The 20,387-nt window shown below is 68.3% G+C and carries 25 protein-coding genes, 1 tRNA gene and 2 pseudogenes; 17 read left to right on the plus strand and 11 right to left on the minus strand.

Annotated features, from left to right (window positions below; all coding sequences use genetic code 11):
* Window position 1: 1 nt before the first annotated feature.
* A complete protein-coding gene (locus tag MKW14_RS24000; protein ID WP_240865262.1) occupies window positions 2-889 on the minus strand; it encodes an NmrA/HSCARG family protein in 888 nt (295 codons plus the stop codon).
* A gap of 92 nt (window positions 890-981) precedes the next feature.
* On the opposite strand from MKW14_RS24000, the gene MKW14_RS24005 reads away from it, so the two are divergent.
* On the plus strand, window positions 982-1,623 hold the full coding sequence (locus MKW14_RS24005; RefSeq protein ID WP_240865263.1) for a TetR/AcrR family transcriptional regulator: 642 nt from the start codon (window positions 982-984) through the stop codon (window positions 1,621-1,623).
* Window positions 1,624-2,001: 378 nt separating this feature from the next.
* On the opposite strand, the pseudogene tpg reads toward MKW14_RS24005, so the two are convergent.
* Both tpg and MKW14_RS24015 read right to left on the minus strand, forming a co-directional pair.
* Window positions 2,002-2,283: pseudogene (gene tpg, locus MKW14_RS24010) on the minus strand (telomere-protecting terminal protein Tpg); the annotation flags it as partial.
* Window positions 2,284-2,353: 70 nt separating this feature from the next.
* Window positions 2,354-3,328 carry a LysR substrate-binding domain-containing protein gene (locus MKW14_RS24015; RefSeq protein ID WP_240865264.1) on the minus strand — a complete coding sequence of 325 codons (975 nt, stop codon included), beginning with the start codon at window positions 3,326-3,328 and terminating at the stop codon, window positions 2,354-2,356.
* Between the two features lie 235 nt (window positions 3,329-3,563).
* Here MKW14_RS24015 and MKW14_RS24020 point away from each other — a divergent pair, with 235 nt between their 5' ends.
* Entirely contained in the window at window positions 3,564-4,034 is a 471-nt protein-coding gene (locus MKW14_RS24020) for a hypothetical protein (RefSeq protein WP_240865265.1), read from the plus strand.
* Window positions 4,035-4,163: 129 nt separating this feature from the next.
* Here MKW14_RS24020 and MKW14_RS24025 read toward each other — a convergent pair whose 3' ends face one another.
* A complete protein-coding gene (locus MKW14_RS24025) occupies window positions 4,164-4,499 on the minus strand; it encodes a pyridoxamine 5'-phosphate oxidase family protein (RefSeq protein ID WP_308314620.1) in 336 nt (111 codons plus the stop codon).
* Window positions 4,500-4,614: 115 nt separating this feature from the next.
* The gene (locus MKW14_RS24030) at window positions 4,615-4,797 is read right to left on the minus strand and encodes a hypothetical protein (RefSeq protein ID WP_240865430.1); all 183 of its coding nucleotides are present in this window, start codon (window positions 4,795-4,797) and stop codon (window positions 4,615-4,617) included.
* Here MKW14_RS24030 and MKW14_RS24035 point away from each other — a divergent pair.
* Window positions 4,774-4,959 (plus strand): annotated as a pseudogene (locus MKW14_RS24035) (XRE family transcriptional regulator); the annotation flags it as partial. The gene MKW14_RS24030 and the pseudogene MKW14_RS24035 overlap by 24 nt on opposite strands.
* 125 nt (window positions 4,960-5,084) lie before the next feature.
* Here MKW14_RS24035 and MKW14_RS24040 read toward each other — a convergent pair.
* On the minus strand, window positions 5,085-5,771 hold the full coding sequence (locus MKW14_RS24040; protein WP_240865266.1) for a class I SAM-dependent methyltransferase: 687 nt from the start codon (window positions 5,769-5,771) through the stop codon (window positions 5,085-5,087).
* Between the two features lie 108 nt (window positions 5,772-5,879).
* Complete coding sequence (locus tag MKW14_RS40975; RefSeq protein ID WP_308314621.1) at window positions 5,880-7,454, minus strand: HD domain-containing phosphohydrolase; 1,575 nt, start codon at window positions 7,452-7,454, stop codon at window positions 5,880-5,882.
* A gap of 53 nt (window positions 7,455-7,507) precedes the next feature.
* On the opposite strand from MKW14_RS40975, the gene MKW14_RS24055 reads away from it, so the two are divergent.
* Window positions 7,508-8,326, plus strand: a complete 819-nt coding sequence (locus MKW14_RS24055; RefSeq protein WP_240865268.1) for a methyltransferase domain-containing protein — start codon at window positions 7,508-7,510, stop codon at window positions 8,324-8,326.
* A 1,055-nt stretch (window positions 8,327-9,381) separates the two neighbouring features.
* Entirely contained in the window at window positions 9,382-10,341 is a 960-nt protein-coding gene (locus tag MKW14_RS24060; RefSeq protein ID WP_240865270.1) for a hypothetical protein, read from the plus strand.
* Window positions 10,342-11,267: 926 nt separating this feature from the next.
* On the opposite strand, the gene MKW14_RS24065 is transcribed toward MKW14_RS24060, so the two are convergent.
* From MKW14_RS24065 to MKW14_RS24075, 3 genes are read right to left on the minus strand one after another with little or no spacing between them, the layout of a single operon-like run.
* Window positions 11,268-11,651, minus strand: coding sequence for a hypothetical protein (locus tag MKW14_RS24065; RefSeq protein WP_240865272.1), 384 nt, complete (start codon window positions 11,649-11,651; stop codon window positions 11,268-11,270).
* On the minus strand, window positions 11,645-12,073 hold the full coding sequence (locus MKW14_RS24070) for an ATP-binding protein (RefSeq protein WP_240865273.1): 429 nt from the start codon (window positions 12,071-12,073) through the stop codon (window positions 11,645-11,647). Before MKW14_RS24070 ends, MKW14_RS24065 begins: the two co-directional genes overlap by 7 nt.
* Window positions 12,074-12,119: 46 nt before the next feature.
* Window positions 12,120-12,527, minus strand: coding sequence for an NUDIX hydrolase (locus MKW14_RS24075; protein WP_240865415.1), 408 nt, complete (start codon window positions 12,525-12,527; stop codon window positions 12,120-12,122).
* Window positions 12,528-12,636: 109 nt separating this feature from the next.
* On the opposite strand from MKW14_RS24075, the gene MKW14_RS24080 reads away from it, so the two are divergent.
* The 11 genes from MKW14_RS24080 (at window position 12,637) to MKW14_RS24130 (ending at window position 19,786) form a co-directional block, all read left to right on the plus strand.
* Window positions 12,637-13,428: a GntR family transcriptional regulator gene (locus tag MKW14_RS24080; RefSeq protein WP_115907211.1), complete on the plus strand. Its 792-nt coding sequence runs from the start codon at window positions 12,637-12,639 to the stop codon at window positions 13,426-13,428.
* Between the two features lie 167 nt (window positions 13,429-13,595).
* Entirely contained in the window at window positions 13,596-13,952 is a 357-nt protein-coding gene (locus MKW14_RS24085) for an SCO3933 family regulatory protein (protein ID WP_055625151.1), read from the plus strand.
* A complete protein-coding gene (locus MKW14_RS24090) occupies window positions 13,952-15,328 on the plus strand; it encodes an FtsK/SpoIIIE domain-containing protein (protein WP_240865275.1) in 1,377 nt (458 codons plus the stop codon). The genes MKW14_RS24085 and MKW14_RS24090 overlap by 1 nt, the downstream gene beginning before the upstream one ends.
* 85 nt (window positions 15,329-15,413) lie before the next feature.
* Complete coding sequence (locus tag MKW14_RS24095; protein ID WP_240865276.1) at window positions 15,414-16,055, plus strand: DUF2637 domain-containing protein; 642 nt, start codon at window positions 15,414-15,416, stop codon at window positions 16,053-16,055.
* A 12-nt stretch (window positions 16,056-16,067) separates the two neighbouring features.
* A complete protein-coding gene (locus tag MKW14_RS24100; RefSeq protein WP_240865277.1) occupies window positions 16,068-16,253 on the plus strand; it encodes a hypothetical protein in 186 nt (61 codons plus the stop codon).
* A gap of 2 nt (window positions 16,254-16,255) precedes the next feature.
* Complete coding sequence (locus MKW14_RS24105) at window positions 16,256-16,447, plus strand: mobile element transfer protein (protein WP_240865278.1); 192 nt, start codon at window positions 16,256-16,258, stop codon at window positions 16,445-16,447.
* Window positions 16,448-16,463: 16 nt separating this feature from the next.
* Entirely contained in the window at window positions 16,464-16,658 is a 195-nt protein-coding gene (locus MKW14_RS24110; protein WP_240865279.1) for a hypothetical protein, read from the plus strand.
* A 34-nt stretch (window positions 16,659-16,692) separates the two neighbouring features.
* Window positions 16,693-16,938 (plus strand): SpdD protein, encoded by a 246-nt coding sequence (locus tag MKW14_RS24115; protein WP_240865280.1) that lies wholly within the window; start codon window positions 16,693-16,695, stop codon window positions 16,936-16,938.
* Window positions 16,939-17,082: 144 nt separating this feature from the next.
* Window positions 17,083-18,384, plus strand: a complete 1,302-nt coding sequence (locus tag MKW14_RS24120; RefSeq protein ID WP_240865417.1) for a replication initiator — start codon at window positions 17,083-17,085, stop codon at window positions 18,382-18,384.
* Window positions 18,381-18,593, plus strand: a complete 213-nt coding sequence (locus MKW14_RS24125) for an excisionase family DNA-binding protein (protein WP_240865281.1) — start codon at window positions 18,381-18,383, stop codon at window positions 18,591-18,593. The genes MKW14_RS24120 and MKW14_RS24125 overlap by 4 nt, the downstream gene beginning before the upstream one ends.
* Window positions 18,593-19,786 carry a tyrosine-type recombinase/integrase gene (locus MKW14_RS24130; protein WP_240865282.1) on the plus strand — a complete coding sequence of 398 codons (1,194 nt, stop codon included), beginning with the start codon at window positions 18,593-18,595 and terminating at the stop codon, window positions 19,784-19,786. The genes MKW14_RS24125 and MKW14_RS24130 overlap by 1 nt, the downstream gene beginning before the upstream one ends.
* Window positions 19,787-19,835: 49 nt before the next feature.
* Here the strand turns inward: MKW14_RS24130 and MKW14_RS24135 are convergent.
* Window positions 19,836-19,909: transfer RNA gene (locus MKW14_RS24135), tRNA-Gly, on the minus strand.
* 264 nt (window positions 19,910-20,173) lie between these two features.
* Between MKW14_RS24135 and MKW14_RS24140 the strand changes: the two genes are divergently transcribed.
* The gene (locus MKW14_RS24140) at window positions 20,174-20,341 is read left to right on the plus strand and encodes a hypothetical protein (RefSeq protein WP_165954844.1); all 168 of its coding nucleotides are present in this window, start codon (window positions 20,174-20,176) and stop codon (window positions 20,339-20,341) included.
* Window positions 20,342-20,387: the final 46 nt, after the last annotated feature.

The following is a 20,387-nucleotide window of genomic DNA, read 5'->3' on the forward strand; positions in this document are numbered from 1 at the left end:
GCTACGCAGCCGGGGAGTCCAGTTGCGCCAGAAGACGTTCCTTGCCCGATCGGTCCAGCCAGGTGCCGAAGTTCATGAGGTCGGGGAAGGCTCTCCGCACGGGCGCGAGGTCGATGTCGTAAAAGGTGTCGTTGGCCCAGGCCATCACCTTCGCCACCTCAGGGGCGTGCTCCCACAGCACGTCAAGCGGTACCTGGGTGTGGGGGATGGGGTGGCCGGCCGCGCTGCCCAGTGCGTCGGCGATCTGTGGGGCCGTCAGCCGGTCGCCGGCGATCTCCATCGTCCGGCCCGCGTAAGTGTCGGGGTCGGCGAAGGCCAGCGCGGCGAAGGCGCCGACGTCGTCGATGGCGATCAGTTTCATGACCATGTCGTCGTGCCAGGGCACGTTGAGCGCGCCGTTCTGGAAGAACCGCGCTGGGCTGGTGAAGTCCTCCATGAACCCGGCCGGACGCAGGATCGTTGTGGGGATGGCCAGTGTGCGGAGGTGCTGCTCGATCTGCCATTTGTCGATGGGGCCCCAGCCATGCTCCACGTAGAAGCGGTTCTGCTGCTCCACGCCGCCGACTGAGGAGTACACCAGGTGCTGCACTCCGGCGGACTGGGCGGCGTCCGCGATGTTCTTCGCCTGGGTGATCTCGTTGGGGTTGTCGGACTGGACGCTGTAGGCCCCGTACGCGCCGCGTATCGCCGCGTCGATGGAGGCGCGGTCGTCCAGGTCGCCGCGGACGAGTTCGGCGCCGGCGGCGGCGAGCGCGGTAGCTGCCGGGGCGTGGTCGTCCCGGACGAGTGCGCGGACCCGCCAGCCGGCGGCGAGCAGATGGCGGGCGGTCGCCCCGCCCTGGTTCCCGGTCGCGCCCGTGACAAGAACGGTTTCGGCGTGAGCGTCCATGGCGATCTCCTCTGCAACCCTTAATTGTTTCTGCATTCGATGCAAGCTTGCATTGGATGCGAGTTTGCTGTCAATGCATTAACCTCTACGTCATGGCCAGACATGAGACCGCCGCCCCGGAGCCCTCCCTGCGCGAACGGAAGCGGGCGCGCACCCGCCGGGCGCTGATCGAGGCGGCCGCGGAGCTGTTCGAGCGCCAGGGGTATGAGGAGACGACTGTCGCCGAGATCGCAGCGGCAGCGGAGATCGGCACCCGGACGTTCTTCGGGTACTTCGCCAGCAAAGAAGACATCCTGTTCCCCGACAGCGACGCGCGCGCGCGGGCCACGATCGCGGCGATCGCCGACCGCGACCCGGCTGAGGGCCCGGTGGACGTGCTGCTGCGGGCGCTCGACGCCATCGCCGAGAGCGACGCCGACATGGTGAGCCCAATGGCCGGCGTGCGCATGAGGCTGTTCCACACCGTTCCCGCAGTGCGGGGCAAGGCGCTGCAGGTCCAGCTCGCGGCCCAGCGGGAGATCGCTCGCGAGCTGCAGGTGGCGTTTCCCGACGAGCTGGACCGGGTGACTGCGGCGGCGCTCGCCGGGGGGCTGACGGGAGCGGTGAGTGGCGCACTTGACGCACTCATCGGGGAGGACGGCATCGACGGCGCGGACGCCGACAACGTGCGGACGCGGGTGCGGCAGGCGACGGAAGCGGCGTTGCGACCGTGGCGTCAGGCCGCCGGGCAGTAGTCCGGAGGGTCCGCGGTCGCAGCGCACCCCGACTCCATGACCTGCCGTTGACAGTCATGGACTCGATGAGGAGGAGCACCCACCCGGCGTCCACCGCTTTCGGCTGCAGTGCAGCGGCTGGCACGCGACCGGCAAGTGGACGAAGAACGTCACGGCGTCCGAGGTGGCCACGCTCATGCAGGCCTTCGTCGACGCGGTCCTCGCCTCGCAGGAAGGCCGGCCGCCTTCTCCCGGCACACCCAAGAGCGGGGTGACCGCCGGACGGGCAGTGTCGTTGAGCACGGCATCGCGTGCATGAACATCCGCCCCCGCGCGCATACGCGAGCGAGCCCCGGACCGCATCGGTCCGGGGCTCGCGGGCTGTTCGGGGCGCGGCTGCTACACGTCGAACTCGAGGTGCTCGACGTCCGTGAACCGGACCTCCTCCAGGCTTCCGGCGCGGCGACCGCCGTCCTGGAAGCACACCTCCCTTGAGCGCTTAGGCGGCGATCTTTTGTAGTCGGGCGTCGCCGGCGCCGGCCTCCTGGGCTTTGAAGAGGCGGGCGGCAGGGCGACGGTCAGGTGCCGGACGGGGTCCTGGTCCGTCGACCCGATCGGCGCGGTGTAGCCCATGCGGGCACGGGCGTCGATGACGATGCCGCCCGTGCTCGCCGCCTTGGCGGCCGGTCCAACTTCGATGGCAATCGATCCACGTTTCGTGTCAGAGGACACGGACGCCGGCTCGGGCCCTTCACTCGGCCCCGACGTCGAGCCGGAGTTCCGCCACCTTCTCCTTCAGGCCCTCGATGATCTCGGTGACGTCCTCGCTCGGGTTGGGCCGGGTAGTGGCGAACACCTGCTGGGTCAGTGCCTCGCCGTTGCGGTCGCGCAACGGCACCCACTTGAAGTCACGGCTTATCGGCCCGCCGAGTCGTCGTTTCGTGACGAAGGGGTAGGCGACGTCGGACGGGACGACGACCGTGCCGTGCCCGTCCTCGCCCAATGTCACCAGGACCTTGGTGCCGTACGCCTCGACTGCCGGAGTGGGATGCGGGGTCTTGGTGTCCTTGAACGCCTCGGTGAACGCCTTCTCCAGCAGTTCCCGGGAGCGCGCGGCGCTGGGGGGAACCAGCAGTGGGTGCTGGGCCACTTCGTCGAGAGTGAGGTGGTCGTGCGGGTCGTCGTGGGGGATCATCGCTTCCAGCCGCGAGGTGTACAGCAGGGTCTTCTGCAGCTTCGCCATGGACTTCGGCGGCAATCCGATCACGAGGTCGGAAACTCCGTCGGCGACTCGGCCGACGACTGCTTCCTCGAAGCGACTGCGGTCGCGGTCGTGTTCGCTGAGCGGCGCGAGTTTGATCTCTATGTGGTCCCTGACTTGGGCGGCGACCGGGGAGACGAAGTATGAGTGCTGCGGGAGGAACTCGACGACCACGGTGGTACTGCCGATGCGGGTGATCTGTGCCCACTGGTGTACCGCCCGCTGGGCTGCAGGCAGGACCTGCTTGCCGAACTCGGTGACCTCGTAGACGTTTCCTTCCCCCTTGGTCAGGAGAGGGCGGCCATACACCTCGTCGAGGGTGGCCAGGTGCTGACGGACGGCCGATGCCGTCATGCCCATGGCCTTGGCAGCGTGCTGCGGCGACTGCTTCTCGGCAGTGACCACGAAGGCGTGGAGCCGTTGGAGCGTCACACGAGGATCAAGGTCGACCGGGAGGTTCTCCATGCAAACCACCGTAATCCCTGGTAGCTGAGCTGTCTCGCAGCATCGGAGAACTTCGATCCCGATCGGCAGAATTTCTTCTTGCGGGGAAGGTGAAATTTCTGCTTTCGATCAAGGAAGCTTAGCTTGCCCTATGCGGGTTTCAGCCACTAGCGTGGCCAGACACATCAATAGGAAAGGGCCGCCGTGGCACCGGCAGCCCTTATCCGAATCGGCACGCACGGATTGGAGACCCCTGATGCCGATCAACAAGAAGTCTACGTCCGAGGGCGGTGACCCGCCTAGGGTCCTTCGCCCCCCGACCCTGCAGACCTGGGTCGCGCTCCAGCCGGCCTGGCTGGTCGCGGGGATGCTCATCCCGGACAGCCGGCTTGCCATCTATGCGTGCGTGCCGGTGAGCCTCGGCACCGCCTGGCTGGCCGGCCGGTGGAAGCTGCTGCGGACCCCGACCTGGCTCGGACTGCTCACCGCCTGCGTGGCCTACATCTGCGCCACGTACCTCGGTGTCCACGAAACCGCAACGATCGCCCTGGCCCAGGCCGGTGACAAGCTGGCGGTGACGATCACGATCCTGTCCTGCTACGCAGTCCGGGAATGTGTGGCCCGCGCGCCGCAGTGGTGGAACGCCTTCATCGAGAGCCTCGCCAGGAAGCTTTCGACGGCGATGCGGACCGACCCGCCCACCGCCGGGCTCGACCCGGCCGAATAGGCACGCCACAACAAAGGGGCCGGAGAGCTTCTGCTCTCCGGCCCCTTCCCGCGTCCGCAGGGCCGCTTCGACGTAGGTGGGGTCCCGTGCCCCTCGGCAGGATCGACGGATCGTGCGTCGCTCGCAGGGTCAGGCACCTTGGGCTTGCGCCAGCCGGTAGCCGCTGACGATCTCCGGCCGGATGCGCACCACCTGCCCCATCTCCTTGCCGATCCACGGCATGAGCAGACTCTCGTACCGGGCGAGCGCACCGGGATTCACCCGGGTCGCCGTGCCGGTGACCACGACGCTCCACCCGGTCCGCGTCGCCGGGTCGATCTCGTCGGCCTCGTACGCCACCACCTCGGACTGCAGCGCACGGCCCAGCAGGGCCGAGCCGCCGTGCGTGCGCACGATGATGTCGCCGGCGTCCACGAGGTGGTTGACGGGGCGGATCGCGGGCAGCGCCTGATCGGTGAAAGCCATGCGACCCAACTGCACGGAGCCCAGCAGCATCAGGGCCACTCGTCGCGGCTCAGCTCGACCGTACGCCCGGGTGAAACGGATTCGGCAGGGCTCGCGTCCGAGGGGTTCGAGGTCATCACGCCCCCTCCTCCGGCGTCACGCGCCCCGCTCCCTCGGGCCACAACACCTCGACGTCCATGCCACTGTCGCGGGCGAAGGCCACGAGATGGGCTGTGGCATCCCGGCTGTCCGACGGAGAGCCGTCCCACACCGCCGGCAGCCGGGCGCAGGAGCGCAGCAGGCTCTGACGCAGCGCCAAGTCGCCGCATCGATGGGAGTCTCGGCCCCCCGTGTTTCCGCGATCGAGCACGGCGAACTCGACCGAGCCGAGGTAGCCACTCTCAGGGCTTACGTGGAAGCACTTGGAGGTCGGCTGCGCGTGGTCGCAGATTTCGGGGATGCGGAGTACACAGTCGCTTGAGGCGCCTGACATCCTCGCGTACGCGCACCGGACTGGCCGTTTGCCGCGATTCCGTGAACGATCATGGTTCGCACATGCCGCACTGACAGCCGGGGTACCCATTGCGCGGGTCTCTCTCCGAAATGTCAGGGCGCCTCACGGGTTCGGGTCCTGGTGGTTCCGTCCAGGTGCGGGCTTGGGGCATTGGCCTTCTGCGGCCGCCGCGCGGTGCCGAGGATCAGTGGGCGGACGAACGGAGGTGACTTGGGCAGTTCGCCGTGCTCGACGGTCCCGACCTCGAAGCCGGCAGCCTCGATCGAGTCGAGGGTCGGGCGGTTGCACTCGCAGCAGACCAGCAGGCGGTTGAGCCAGTTGAAGCGGTCCTGGGTGCGGGCGAGGTGTGCGTCTCGGGAGCGTACGTGTTCGAGGAAGAGCAGCTGTCCGCCAGGACGCAGTACGCGGCCGATCTGGCGCAGGGCGCGCGGCTGGTCGGCGACGCCGCACAGGACCAGGGTGGAGACGACCGTGTCGAAGCTGTCGTCCTCGAAGGGGAGGTCCTCGGCCGGGGCGCGGAGCACGGTGGTGTGCGGTGCCCTTTCCCGGACGTGTCGTTCGAGTCGGCGGAGCATCGTGGCTTCGGGCTCGGTAGCGGTCAGGGAGCGCACGTCGGGGCCGTACAGGTCGAGGTTGGCGCCGGTTCCGGCACCGATCTCCAGGACCTCGCCGGTGGCTCGGGTGATCAGCCGGCGCCGCAGCTCGCGCAGCCCCGCCTCCTCGGCCCGGGCCATGGCACGGTCGTAGGTCAGTGCGAAGAACGCCGTGTGGATGCTCATGGCTGCCTCGATTCCTCACCACCGGGCTCACGCGCCCGGTACGCCTTCGACGCTACGGACCGGGGGCGAGCACCGCGTGGGGCGGTTGCCCCATCTTTCGCGGCGTCCTCACGCGGTGGCTGCCTCGGTCTGCGGCAGCAGGCCGTGCTCCAGGGCGAAGAGACAGGCGCCGGCGCGGCGGGAGGTGCCGATCTTGGCGTAGATGTGCTCGACGTGGTTGCGGGCGGTCTTCGGGGAGATGACCAGGCGGCTCGCGATCTCCTTGTTGGACAGGCCGCGGGCCAGCAGCCGCAGCACGTCGACCTCGCGCCCGGTCAGACCGGCGGGTCCGACGGTCCGGCGGGGGACGCGATGGCCCGCCGCGGCGAGCACCGCCGTGACGGCCTCCGCGTCGAGTCGACCGGCCGCGGCCTCGGCGCGCAGCTCGGCGGCGGCCTGCGGTGCGGTCAGGGCCTCTCGGTGCGGCCGTGGCTCGATCATGGACCGGTAGGCGTCCGCCGCACCGAGGATCCGGGCCCGCCGGGAGATGGCGGGCGCCATGAGTCCGCGCGGGTAGCCGGAGCCGTCCAGCCGCTCCCGGTGTTGCACGGCGATCGCCCCGAGCGGAGCCAGCGTCGGCGACTGGCAGAGCATGCGCTCCGTCAGATAGGGCTGCAGGCGTACCCGTTCCCGTTCGCCCGTGCCGAGCGGCCCGGGCTTGTCCCAGATCGCGTTCGACACACCCAGGCGTCCCAGGCCGTGGAGCAGGGCGGCCCGGTGAAGTTGGGTCCGCTGGTCCTCGGCCAGGCCCAGTCCGGCGGCGGCCGCGTCGACCAGGTCGGCCACGGCCCGCGCATGGCCCAGGGTGTAGGGCGACTTCAGGTCGACGAAGTCGGCGACGGCCAGCAGCGCCTGCTCGAACTTCTCTCCGCCCAGCCACACCTCCAGCGCCGGTTCGGCGCCGATCACCGCCTCCCAGGTGTGCACCGCGTCCAGCTCGCCGAGCACCGTCTCGGCGTCCCGGCACAGCACGGCCACGAGACGGGGATCGAACTGGGATCCGGCGCGCCGTTCGGCCAGCGCCGTGGCGGCCGCGGTGCCACCCAGGCGGTGCGCGACCTCGATGAACTCGGCCAACTGCGCCAGGCGCGACGCGACCGGTACGGATTCGCCCTTGAGCTCCCCGGGCCAGCCGCGTCCGTCCCACTGCTCGTAGGAGGTGGCCACCGCGCGGCGGACGGAGTCCGGCAGTGCGAGCCGCCCGGCCAGCGAGGCGGCCAGGGCAGCATGGCCGCTGATCATCTGGTCCACCTCGTGGAAGCCGCCCAAGGCGAACTCCACCCCGACCCGGAACCGGTGCAGCGGCGGGTTGCCCGACCCGATCAGCCGCACCGCCGCGACGGCACCGGCCAGGCTGCGCTGCTCGTACCGGTACTTGCCGGCCTTCAAAGCGATGTCGTCGCCGAACCACTTCGCCTGCTCGTGGGCATCCGAGTGGCAACCCACGTTCACCAACAGTGCCGTGTAGTAGACGGCGACCCGCTCCTCGTCGTCCAGGCCGATCCGCTCGGCCAGGCGCAGGGCGATCAGGCACTGTCGCAGCACGTGCTCCATCGGCTGGCCGAAGCCGAGGTCGACTCCCAACGACAGCGCGGCGACCAGCTCGGCCAGCCGCAACCGCCGACCGGCATCGCTCCCGCTCACACCTCGACCCTACGCCGCCGAGCGGGCCGCGGCATGGTGTCGGGGACCTCGACGTGCAGGACGGCATGAACGTGCTGGAGATCGGCACCGGAACCGGCTACTCGACCGCCCTGATGTGCCACCGGCTCGGCAGCGAGTGCGTGACTTCGATCGAGACAAACGAGGGCGTGGCCCGCCGGGCCCGCGCCGCTCTCACCGGATCCGGTCACACTCCTCACCTGGTGGTGGGGGACGGCCGCGCCGGCCACCGCGCCGGAGCCCCGTACGACCGGCTGATCGCCACATGCGGCTTCCGCAGCATCCCGCCCGCCTGGCTGGAACAGGTCCGGCCGGGCGGCGTCATCCTCACCACCCTGCGCGGCTGGATGCGCTCCCTCGGCCTGGTCAAGCTCATCGTCACCGGGGACAGCGCGAGCGGCTGGTTCAGCGAGGACGACCCGAGCTTCATGATCGCCCGCCGGCAGGACGCTCCGGAGAGCCTCGGCAGGGTGCCGGGCCCCGACGACGGAACTGTACGGAAAGCCACATACGAGCCAGAGGTCCTCACCAGCTCCAGGCCGGCCTTCATGGCACAGCTCGCGGTGCCGGACGCCCGTTTCTTCTCCATGGCTCTCGAAGGCGGCCCGGTCAACACGTTCCTGCTGGACAGCGTCACCGATTCCTTCGCCGTCCTCGCTCCCACGGACGGCGGCGGCTGGCAGGTCCGCCAGGGCGGCCCCCGCCGCCTGTGGGACGCGGTCGAGTCGGCGATGGGCACCTGGGAGGAGTACGGCTCACCGAACACCGCCGCGTTCGGCGTGACCGTCTCCCACGACCAGCAGGTCGTCTGGCTCGGGAACCCGAACGGCCCGCAATGGCCGCTACCCTCCTGAGGCAGCCACCACCGACGCGAGGCCGCGCCATCGCCGCCGGGCGTGCAGAGGGCACGTCACCCTGAATTTGGACTAGCAACAAACAAACCCCAGGTCGCTGACCTGGGGTTGTCTCTGGAGCGGGTGACGAGAATCGAACTCGCGCTCTCAGCTTGGGAAGCTTGGGTTCTTTAGCGGTGATTGACGGGCTGGCCTGCGGCGGAAGGACCTTCCAGCCTCGGTGGAACTGTGGCCTGGTCCCCGCTGTTCCCCGTGAGTCCCCGCTGGATCTGGCACGCGAATGGCACGACTCTCGTCCGCCTCCGAAGCACCCCTGGGCTGGGCTTGTCCGGCCTCCTTCCGCAGTGGCCTACCTAACCTGCCGAGTCAACAGGCGGTGTCTCTGCGGCTGGTGGCAGCTCGCGGCTGCCCTCCAAGGCCTGGCCGAAGCTCTTGCAGAACTCCGTGAAGCTCCACTGGGCGCCTGGAGCTGGCGCAAACGAAGCGAACGATCCGATGGCCTCGCCGCCCGCTGCCACGTCCAAGGTGCCTTGCTCGCCGATGCGTGCGCTCGGACAGTCCCGGAGTTCCTGGGCGAACATGGGTTTGGTGCGCCTCCCCTGTCCCAGCCATGCACCCCAGTAGATGGTCCGGTCGGTAAGGAAGAGGACGCCATCTTGTGGGCCGTCCCACAGGATCCGCGCGGGGGAACTAGCGATCTTCCGTTCCCCGGGCTCAAGCACAGGCTCCATGCTCTGCCAGTACTCCGCCTGCGCTTTGTCGTAGCGCCGTTGCGCCCACCGTCTCAACATGGCCGAAGCCCCCTCCCGCAAGTGCGCCCAGTATGGAGTGTTTTGCAGCGTCTGGCACTGGCTTCGAGTGATGTCCCGCTCGGAGTCCTGCTCCCGTTGGCACAAGCGCCGACGGGAGTGGGCCCCTGGTTGGGGGCAACGATCCGTGACAGCCGCATCACCGAATCGAACGATCCGGTTGACGGACTATCACCTGAAGTCCCCATACTGATCCTCTTGGGTGCATCTGACAGCTGCACATGACCAACGCTCTGGGGGGCCGAGTTGAGCGGACAGCGGAAGAAGACCGTCGCCTTCTACGAGGTCGTTCGGGCAAAGGAAGCCAGTAACCTTCGGTTCGATGCTATCGACTGGGGCTTTGTCCTGGACAACCTTGCGGCCCTCTCTGTTCATGAGCGCCATCTGATCCATGAGGACGATGTGTACGTTGGTGAGCCTATCGATTCATCGAGCGGAAAGCACTTAGTGCTAGCCCGCCTCCGCGATGGCGACTTGCAGCAAATTGATTACGAGGCTCAAAAGATCGATGCCCTACAGCTTGATGGAAACCGGAGCGTCGTCGACACTACAATCATCTGCTTCCTGCCCTACGGGAACGTTATCGGCGTAATTCAGGGGAGTGCGTCAGCCCCAAGGCCGACAGCTTTGCAGCGATGGCTCAATGCGATGCGATCGGGGATTGAGGAGGATCTGGCAATCATCCCTCTGATAGGGAAGAATGCCTGGGAGAAACTGAAGGCGGCCGAATCAGTCAACCTATTTGAGATGCGACTGCGTCCTGCCGCAACATCGATGTTCCCCACTTCGGTGGAAGGGCTAGGTGATTTCGCGAGGCATGCCCACAAGCAGAACCCGGATGCCCTCATCACCTTGACTATCAAAATTCCAAAGGGGCGCGGACTCTCTCGAAGTGCCGCCAGAGCAAGGGGGGAACGCCGCCTGCATGCGAGTGTGCAGGAGTTCCTTTCCGATTTCGGCAGCCTCGTTGGACCCCACGGGGTGATCGATCGGGCCATCGCTGACGTGATGCTGTCCGCATCCGATGGCAGCATCGTCGAAGACAAGATCAACTTCGTCGTCGATCACATTACGGCGTCCAAGCAAGTGACACTGCCTCGCGGAGGTGGCGCCGGCCCGTGGTATGAGGCGGCAGTGCAAGCGGTGATGCAGGCGGCGGCGGAGCATGATCGTGACCTGAGGGCCGCTGTCAGTGCCATGCCCTAGGCTCCATCTGAGCCTGAAGGGGGTGCGCCATGGGCGCAGTACGCACTGCATGGGGCTACGTCTATAACCAATGGAGCCATCACCCCATCGTCGACTTTGCCCTAACTGCTGTATCGCTAAGCGCGCTTGCCTTAACGCAGGGTCATCACATTTTGGCCTCTCATGATGCCGATCAACGCATGAATATTTATGCAACAGTTGCGTCAGTGGCAGCGATTGTCGGCGGGTTTGGAACGGCCGCAATTAGCCAGTATGCAACCAGTGCTGGCCAACGAATGACTATCCTTCGGCAGATGTTCGGAGTTCACCTTAGGCGCAATTGGGTTGGCCTTCTGACTTCTATGCTTTTGGTCTCGTTTGGATGTCTTGCCGTCATGATTTCGGACACGAAAAAAGAGATTGGCCTAGGTGGCTGGATTGCGGAGTACCTAATACTCTTCGGCGTCATAAGGTCGCTTCGCTTGGTGTGGCTCTTTAGGCTTCTAATCGACGTGTCGGACCATGACGCGGGAAATCCGGCTGGGGATTCCACAGTTACAGTAAATCGGGTCAATCGCTAGCAGCAGGTGCGCCTTGCATGCGCAGGGCGGCGGAGCGGCTTTGGGGTGGCGCTGCTTTGGCGCGAGTGATCATGGCCCCGTAAGCTTCCGGCGCGTCGGGCAGTCTGTGGACCTGCCCGGTAAAGCACGACGTTGGGGCCATGATCTTCGAGGCTCGCGCCAAAGTGGCTCCGTAAAGCCGTGGAGCCGACCGCCCCAGCCACGACGTACCCCTTCTCTGGCGTCAGGTGGCTGCATGCTTTGAGCGCGGCACGGGCGCCGGCCGGGCTGGAGCGGGGCGGAGACAGGAGCGCAGGCCCGGCCGGGGGCCGGGCCGCGCGCGGTGAGCGGAGCGAGCCGCCTTGAACCCGTAGAGAAAGTTGTAACTCAGTCGGACGCGTGGGGCTTGAAGTCGTATGCGCAGGCGGGGAGTTCGACGCCCTGGCGGTTGGCGAGCGGCAGGAAGAGCACCGGTCGGATCGTCCAGGTGACGCGGGTGCCGTCCTGGGTGATGGACACCTGGCATGGCTCGAAGCGTAAGAGGGCTCTGCGTGCCTTGATGCGGCCGTCGTACAGCCACTCCCATGCCTCGTCGGAGGCTTCCGGGTCGAGGGCCGGTGTGATGGTGCGGAGCGTGGCGGCCACCCAGTTGTCTGCCTCGGGTGCGGTGTAGGCGTCGTAGGAAGCGAGGAGCGTGGGCCGTCGTCGGGCGGTGAGGTCTTCGGTCCAGCACTCGCACCAATAGCCCTGCGCTGGGCTGTTCGTCAGCACGGGTGACCTCCCGCGTGCTGGTCGGCGAAGAGCTCCGCGGTGATGGTGTGGCCGCCGTCGCTGTCGTGGACCACGACCCGGTGGGCGATGGCGCTGACCATGCCCAGTCCCCGGCCGTGTTCGGCCTCCTGGTCCTGGTGCTCGACCTTCGGGGCGGTGCCCGTGCCTCCCTCGTCCGTCACTGACAGGGCGATCGCCTGTGCCGATACCGCCAGGGCCAGGTGGAAGCTGCCCCGCTCATGCCCGCTGGCCGTGTGCAGGATCGCGTTCGCGCTCAGCTCGCTCACGATCAGCTCTGCGTCCTCCGCTAAGGGCGAGCCGCGCAGGATGTCGCGGGCCCAGCGGCGGGCCCTGCTGACCTCTTCCGGAAATCCTGGGCAAGTGAGCCCCCAGACCCGGGCTGTACTCGTATACTCGTGCATACAAGTTCCTTCGTGCTGGTAGGCCGCCATGTGCAGCGGGTTCGGACTAGACGAGTTTCACGCCGTCGTGGGCGCGGATGGCCGGCGGGGACGTCGCGTCGAGTGCGTCCAGGACGCGGATCGCGTACGCCTCGTCGGCAAGGTCGGAGACTTCTTCACGGGTGGCCCAGCGCAGGGCGCGGGTCTCGTCGCCGGTGGTCGGTGTGCCGTCGGCGGCCTGGCAGCGGAAGACCAGCGAGACGATCAGGCCCGTCATGTTCTTGTAGACGCCGGTCAGGGTCGCCGGAAGGGCGATCTTGATGCCGGTCTCTTCGAGGACTTCGCGTTGCAGCGCCTCAGGGATGGTTTCCTCGCGTTCGAGGACGCCGCCCGGGGGCTCCCACTTTCCGTTGTCGCGGCGCTGGATCAAGAGGGCCCGATTATGGGCGTCGACGATCACTCCAGCGACGCTCACGGAGTGCGGACGGTCCATGCTCACGTTCCTCGGCCCTCTCGGCTGGCTAGGCTCTCCACCGTAGCAACAAGACTCGCCCACACGTCTAGATACCTAAAGGAGTACGCGCGTGAGTCCTTCCCTTCCTTCCGGCCTCCTCGGTGACCTCGACCCCACGAGTGATCGTGCGGTCTTCCGGCAGATCGCCGACCAACTGCGTGAGGCCATCGACCGCGGGCGATTCCACGAGGGCGACAAGCTGCCCTCGGAAGCCGACCTTGTCGAGCACTACGGGGTATCCCGTATGACGGTTCGAAACTCCTTCTCCATCCTCCAGGGAGAAGGGCTGGTGCACGCCGAGCACGGCAAGGGGGTCTTCGTCCGGCCCCGGCCACCCGTGCGGCGCCTGGCTTCGGACCGGTTCGCGCGGCGGCACCGGGAGCAGGGCAAGTCCGCGTTCATCGTCGAGGCCGACGCCGCCGGCAGCCACCCCCAGGTCGACTCGCTGGAGGTCAAGGAGGAGAAGGCCAGTCCCGACGTCTCCGCGCGGCTCGGGTCCGTGCGGCGGGTGCTGGCTCGTCGGCGCCGGTATTTGCTGGACGGGCGGCCGGTCGAGTTCGCCACGTCCTTCCTGCCGCTCGACATCGCGCGGGGTACGCAGATCGCCGAACCGAACCCCGGACCCGGCGGCATCTACGCCCGCCTCGAAGAGCTCGGCCACCGCCTCGACCACTTTGAGGAGGAGATCCGCGCCCGGATGCCCTCGCCCGCCGAGGTGAAGACGCTCCGGCTGGCCTCCGGCGTGCCGGTCATTCACCTGATCCGAACCGCCTTCGACACCGAAGGGCGAGCCGTGGAGGTATGCGACACCGTGATGGCAGCTGACGCATACGTGCTGTCGTACCAGCTTCCTGCGACCTGATCGTCATGGTTTGCGGTGGTGCGCGGGGGCGATTCCCGGACTCGTACACCCCAACACGCTTACTCGTATAGACGAGTGGGCAAGTTGTGAGGCATAGTGGTTCGCGCGTTCCCGGAATCGGGTTCGCAGGAAGCTACATATATAGACGAGTAGATAGGGGAAGTTACTTGCGCACCATCCGCGTTGAGACCTCGGCCGCGACGATCCTGCTGACCGAGGCTCCCGAGCCCAAGGTCCGCGACCGGCAGACGGGCGAGATCGCCAAGGACGCCGTCAGCGGTGAGGCTCTGATGACCATCGGCGTCGTCCACATCGAGGACGGCGAGTCCTCGCTGATCAAGGTCACCGTTCCGGAGAGCGGGGTGTCCGAGGGGCTGGCGTTGGGTGCGCCGGTCTCGCTCCCGGGGCTGGTGGCCCGGCCGTGGGAGTCCGTGTTCAACGGGCAGAAGCGGCACGGCATCGCCTTCCGTGCCGCCGCCGTCACTCCGGCCGCCTTCCCGGCCGCTGCGGGGGCCGCCGCCTGATGACCGACCTGACGACACTCCTGGAGGTGGGTGGTCCCCTCGCCGCGCTCGGCGGCGGGGCCGCCTACACCCGGGCCAAGCATCCGGGCGTGTACTGGTCCACCGTCGGCCTGCCGATATCCACCGCCAGGCTCCTCGGTTCGTACGGCTCAGTCATGGACGCGTGCGGGCTGACCGTGGCGCCGTCCCGGCTGCGGGTCCTGGCGGTCAGGGCGACCACGAATCGTGAGGTGCGGCCGGTGCCGCCGCGCCGGGGTCTGATCCGGCCCACCTCGACCGGGCTGCGGATCCGGCTGCGGCTCGCCCCGGGGCAGGAACCCGCCGACGTCGCCGCCTCGGCCGAACGGCTGCGGCACGCCTGGGGCGTTCACGCCGTGTACGTCACCACCGTCAAGCCGGGCGTGGTCGAGCTGCGGCTCGTCGGCTTCGACGTCCTGCGGCGCGTGCGGATGCCCCGCAAGCTCGGCGGTGGGTACCTGCGCATCCCGGTCGCCCTGCGCGAGGACGCCACGCCCTTCGTGCGCGACTACCGCACCATCCCGCACCAACTCACCCTCGGCGCAACGCTGTCCGGCAAGTCCATGTATCAGCGTCACCTGATCACCGGCCTCGCCCGACAGCCGGTCGCCCTGGTGGGCATCGACTGTAAGCGGGGCGTGGAGCTCGCGCCGTTCGCGGCCCGAATGTCAGCGCTCGCCACCAATCCCAAGCAGGCGGCTGAACTGCTGCCCGTGCTCGTGCAGGAGATGGAGGACCGATACGACCTGATCAAGGCCCGGCAGGGCATCGCCCCGGACACCCCCGACGAGGAGATCACCTCCGACATCTGGGGCCTGCCCGAGACCGAACGCCCCGTGCCCGTTGTGCTGTTCGTTGACGAGGTGGCCGAACTCTTCCTCGTCGCAACGAAGAAGGACGAGGAACGGCGCGACGAGATGGTCACCCAGCTCATCCGGCTCGCCCAACTCGGCCGCGCCGCCGGCATCTACCTGGAGGTGTGCGGGCAGCGCTTCGGCGCCGAGCTGGGCAAGGGTGCGACCATGCTCCGCGCGCAGCTGACTGGTCGTGTCTGCCACCGCGTCAACGACGAAGGCTCCGCCAAGATGGCGCTGGGCGACATCGCCCCGGAAGCGGTGATGGCCGCTTGCGCCATCGCGCCCGAACTGCCCGGCCTGGCCGTCGCCGGTGACACCTCCGGCGGCTGGTCCCGCATCCGCACCCCGTACCTCTCCCTCGGCGACGCCGCCGAGATCTGCCGCGACTCGGCGCACCTGGTCCCCGACCTGCCCGCCCTCAAGCCCTTCCGCCCCGCCGTGCCCGTCCGGCCGGTCGAGGCCCCGTCCCCGGTCCTCAAGCCGCGCCCGGTGACCGACTGACCCTCCACCCCAACCCCGGTCGGCGTGACCGCCTCACGCCACGTCCCTACCCCCGCCATGCCCGAATCCCGGAAGGAGACGCCTCGTGCGCGCCCTGCTGGCCCGCGTCGACGCGGTACTCGTCCAGGCGCTCATCGCCGCCGCGCTGTCCTTCGCCCACCTGCACGACATCGCTGCGGCGGCCGGACAGGACGGCTGGAAAGCGTGGGCCTACCCGATCAGCGTCGACCTGCTGCTCGTCGCCGCCTGGCGCCGACTGCGCTCCGGGGGAGCAAAAGCATCCTCCTGGTGCTGGTTCGTCATCGCCCTGACCGCATCCCTCGGCGCCAACGTCGCCACCGCCGGACTGCTCGACATGACCCATGTGCCGGCATGGCTGCGCATCCTCGTCGCGGGCTGGCCTGCCGTCGCCTTCCTCGGCGGCACGCTCCTTGCCCACTCCGCCCCGGCGGCGGCAGAGGACATCGACCTCGAGGGCGACGTCGAGGCTGTCGAGGATCAGGAGGACGCGCTCGAACCTGCCCCCGCGCCACCCGCCCAACCGGCCGTCGAGGAAGCGCCCGAGCGTCCGGTCGTTCCGGTCCCGGCTGCTCTGGTCGACCACGCTCGCAAGGTCGCCGCCGAACACCACACCCGTACCGGTGCGCCGATCGACACCCCAACCCTCCGTGCCCGCCTCGGCGTCCCGGACCCCATGGCCGAAGCCATCGCCGCACAACTCGCCTGAACAGGAGGAACCATGCCGCTCTTCTGCTTCAACACTCCCGCCGACTACCTCGAAGCGGCCCGCCAGATGGCCGACGCCGGACGTCCGACGCTGGCCCGGCTCTTGGCCGAAGAGGCCGCCGATCGCACTTCGGACGCCGCCGAAGCTGCCCGGACCTTGCACGAGTTCCCCGGCTCCAGCCTGCGACAGGAGGACTGACCATGACCGCCAACCGCCGCTTCCGGGACGTCACCCGCATCGGCCCCGTCCAGGTCGGCACCGCATACGACAACCGGGGCCAGGAGAAGCACACCGCCGCCTGCACCGCCCCGCGCTGCGGCTTCTCCGCCGACTACGACAGCCGCGCCGCCGCCGAACTGGCCGCCCGCACCCACCGCTGCCCCGTCCGCTGAGAGGACTCCCACCCCCGTGACCGTCAGCCTCCCGCTCGTCTTCGTCCTCGGCTTCTTCGCATGGGGAGCGGTCAAGTTCCTCGGCGTCCGGACCTGGATCGTCGTCCTGATTGCCCTCTTCGGTTTCTGGCTTTCCCACACCTTCGTGGCCCCCGCCATCGAGTCCGGTACGCGCTCCGGCGTGGACGTCATAAACGGCTCACATGACTAGACGAGTAGATAAGAAAGATAAGAAAGGGTTCCTCGTGCTCCTGCCCAAGTACCCCGACGGCCCGACTCCGCCGCCCGCGCACACTCACGCCCCGACCGACCCGATGCCCGTACGGCGCTCGCTCCCGTCGGTCTCCATCGACCGCGATGCGGTCGTCGCCCTGGTCGTCGGTGGAGTCGTCCTCACGGCGCTCCTGGCTGCCGTCGCCGTCACGGCCATTTCCGTCGCCGTCGCCGCCGTCGTCCTGCGCTCGATGCTCCGCGACCACACCCGGCGCTGAACCCGCCCCCTCTGGCCGCCGGGGCGGCGGCACACGACCAAGCATCTCGCCGCCCCGGGGCCTGTTCCTCCCGACCGAGCCAGCCAGAAGGAGAACGCCATCTTCACCCGCACCACTCCGGCCCCACTCCCGGAAGTCGCGAACCTGGCCTCCCAGGGCACGCTGCCGGGTATCCTCCGTCAGCTCTCCACCCTCGGTGGCTGCACCCACCCGATCCGCCTGGACGGCCACCGCACCGAGTACGACGTCGACACAGCAACCGGCGAGATCGGCGCCGTCCTCCGTCACCTCGACTCGACCGAGCTTCCCGCCGGCCAACTCCTCGTCCGCTGCAACAACCGCCGCACGACCCGCTGTCCGCCGTGCGCGGAGGTCTACCGCCGCGACACCTTCCACTTGATCACCTCCGGGCTGCGTGGTGGCAAGGGCATCCCGGAACACGTCGCGGCCCACCCACGTGTGTTCGCCACCTTCACCGCCCCGAGCTTCGGCCCTGTCCACAACCGCCCCTCCAGCGGCCGTACTTGCCGCTGCGGCGTCCACCACGACCAGGACGACGACGCACTCGGCACCCCGCTTGCCCCAGACTCGTACGACTACGAGGCGGCCGTGCTCTGGAATGCCCACGCCGGTCAGCTCTGGCGCCGCTTCTCGACGTATCTGCGCCGCGAGGTCGCCAAGCGCGCGGGGCTCTCGCAGCGCCGTTTTCGTGACCACGCGCGCGTGTCGTTCGCCAAGGTCGCCGAGTACCAGAAGCGCGGCGCCGTCCACTTCCACGCCGTCATCCGCATCGACGGCCCCGGCGGCGGAGACACCCCGCCTCCTCTCTGGGCCACCGCCGAACTGCTCACCGACGCCATCCGCACGGCCACCACCAAGGTTCGCGTGGACGGCCCGGTCGTCGACAGGCGCACTCACACCTTCACCTTCGGCCGCCAACTCGACGTCCGCACCATCAAGTCCGCCGACTTCAACGACGGCCAGGAGCTGACCGAGCGGGCCGTAGCGGCGTACATCGCCAAGTACGCCACCAAGGGCGCCGAGACAGCCACGGGAGCTCTCGACCGCCCCCTGAAGTTCGTCGCCGAACTCGCCCAGCTCGACATCAGCGACCATGCCCGCCGGCTGATCCGCACCGCCTGGGGCCTCGGCGCCCGCAAGAGCCTGGAACACCTCCGCCTGCGCGCCTGGGCCCACATGCTCGGCTTCCGCGGCCACTTCTCCACCAAGTCCCGCCGCTACTCCACCACCCTCGGCGCCCTCCGCGACGCCCGCGCCGAATGGCGCCGTGCCCAAGCCAACGCCATACCGAACCAACGGGAGACCGACACCACGTACGTCCTCGCCCACTGGGTCTTCGCCGGGACCGGCCTGTCCTCCGCCGAAGCCTGGCTTGCCGCATCACTCGAACCCGCTCCCGGAACGGAAGGAGAGCCCAGCGCATGAAGGACCGGTACCTGTCCGTCGACCAGGTTGCCGAGCTGCTCGGCACGACCGCCCGCTTCCCCCGGCGGCTGATCGAGGAGCGGCGCATCCGGTACGTGAAGGTCGGCCGGCATGTGCGCATCCCGGAGAGCGCGGTGGAGGAGTTCATCGAGGCCCGGACGGTTCAGCCCCTGAGGCGGCCTCGCCCGAGCTTTAGGAGGGCTGCCTGATGGCCAACGGTAAGGGCAGGCGCCGCCGTTTCGGCGCGATCAGACGGCTTCCGTCCGGGCGCTATCAGGCACGCTATCCAGGCCCGGACGGCGTCATGCGCCCTGCTCCGGAGACCTTCGCGACCACGGCGGACGCTGACGACTGGCTCGCCGAGAAGCAGACGGAGATCAGGCGGGGGGAGTGGCGCGACCCGGAGGCAGGATCGGTCAACTTCCGGGTGTACGCCGAGAAGTGGGTCGAGGAACGGGAACTCTCGGTACTGAGTGAGGACCTGTACCACTACCTCCTCGACGACCACATCCTTCCGACCTTCGGCGACTCGGACCTCGACGAGATCACCGCACCCAGGGTGCGTGAATGGCGTGCTGAGCGTCTTCGTACGACCGGCGCCAAGACCACGACCGCCAAGGCGTACCGGCTCCTGAAAGGCATCATGGAGACGGCCGTGGACGACGACCTGATCAAGCGCAACCCGTGCCGGATCAAGGGTGCCGGAAAGGAGAAGGCAGCCGAACGCCGCATCGCCACGGTCGCCCAGGTCGACGCCCTCGCCGATCAGCTCGGTCCCCGCTGGCGCCTCATGGTCTACCTGGGCGCCTACGGCCCTCTCCGTCCCGAGGAACTCGCGGGCCTCCGTCGCCGGGACATCAACGTCGACCAACTGAAGATCACGGTTCGCCTTGCCGAGCCGGAGCGCACCAACGGCCGACGTGCCCCTGGCGACACCAAGTCCGAAGCCGGTACCCGGACCGTCTACCTGCCGGAGTTCCTCCGCTCGGAGCTGCGCATCCACATGGAGCTGTTCGCGGGCAAGGGACCTGACGGGCTGGTCTTCCTCGGCGAGAAGGGCGCCCCCTTCCGCCGCAGCACCTTCGGCCGGAAGTGGCGCAAGGCCCGTATCGCCGTCGGCGTCCCCGAGGGCTTCCGCTTCTACGACCTTCGCCACACCGGACACACGCTCTCGACCCGTTCCGGCGCCACCCTCAAGGACACGATGGTCCGCGCCGGCCAGTCGTCCGAGAAGGCCGCGCTGATCTATCAGCACTCCGACGACGACCGACAGCAGGAAGTTGCAGCCGGTCTCGACGCGACCGTACGCAAGGCACGCCAGGAAGCTGCACCCGTGCCAGAACAAGAGCTCACTGCCCCCGACGATCAACCATCTGGCACGAATCTGGCACGCGACCGCTGATCACCACAGACAGCAAAAAGGCCCGGGTCTCTGACCTGGGCCTCAGCCATGGAGCGGGTGACGAGAATCGAACTCGCGCTCTCAGCTTGGGAAGCTGATGTTCTACCATTAAACTACACCCGCGTAAGACGCCGACCGAGATCGGTGTCGGAACGCATCGTTACCTTACCTCATCCCAGACCCCCGGCGCTGAAGCCGTGGGGTCTGAGTGCGTTTCAGGGGGGCGATGGGGCTGCGGGGCGCGGGAGTTGGGGCGTACGGTGGAGGGGTGGGAGAGGGTCCGGGTGAGGTCGGAGTGCCGCCTGGAGAGTCGTTCCTTTGATCCCGTAATGTGGCATTTGTCGTCCGGTGAGCAGCATCCGGGCGCGGCTCTTGGGGAAGGGACTCATGGACTTGATGGAGCGCACCGTCGTCCGCTGTGCCGATGGGCACGTCTTCAGCACCGCTTCGTTCCCGATGCAGCAGGCCGAGCGGCTCGGCCCCGGCCGGCTGATGCGGTGTCCACGCTGTGCCCGGCTGCGCAGTGTCGTGCCGGTCAGCCTCGAGAAGCGGTAGCGCGCGGCGGTAACAGGCGGACGTGAGGCGCGTGGCGCGGCTGGAT

The organism is Streptomyces gilvus (assembly GCF_022513565.1).
In the GTDB taxonomy this organism is placed as follows: Bacteria; Actinomycetota; Actinomycetes; order Streptomycetales; family Streptomycetaceae; genus Streptomyces; species Streptomyces gilvus.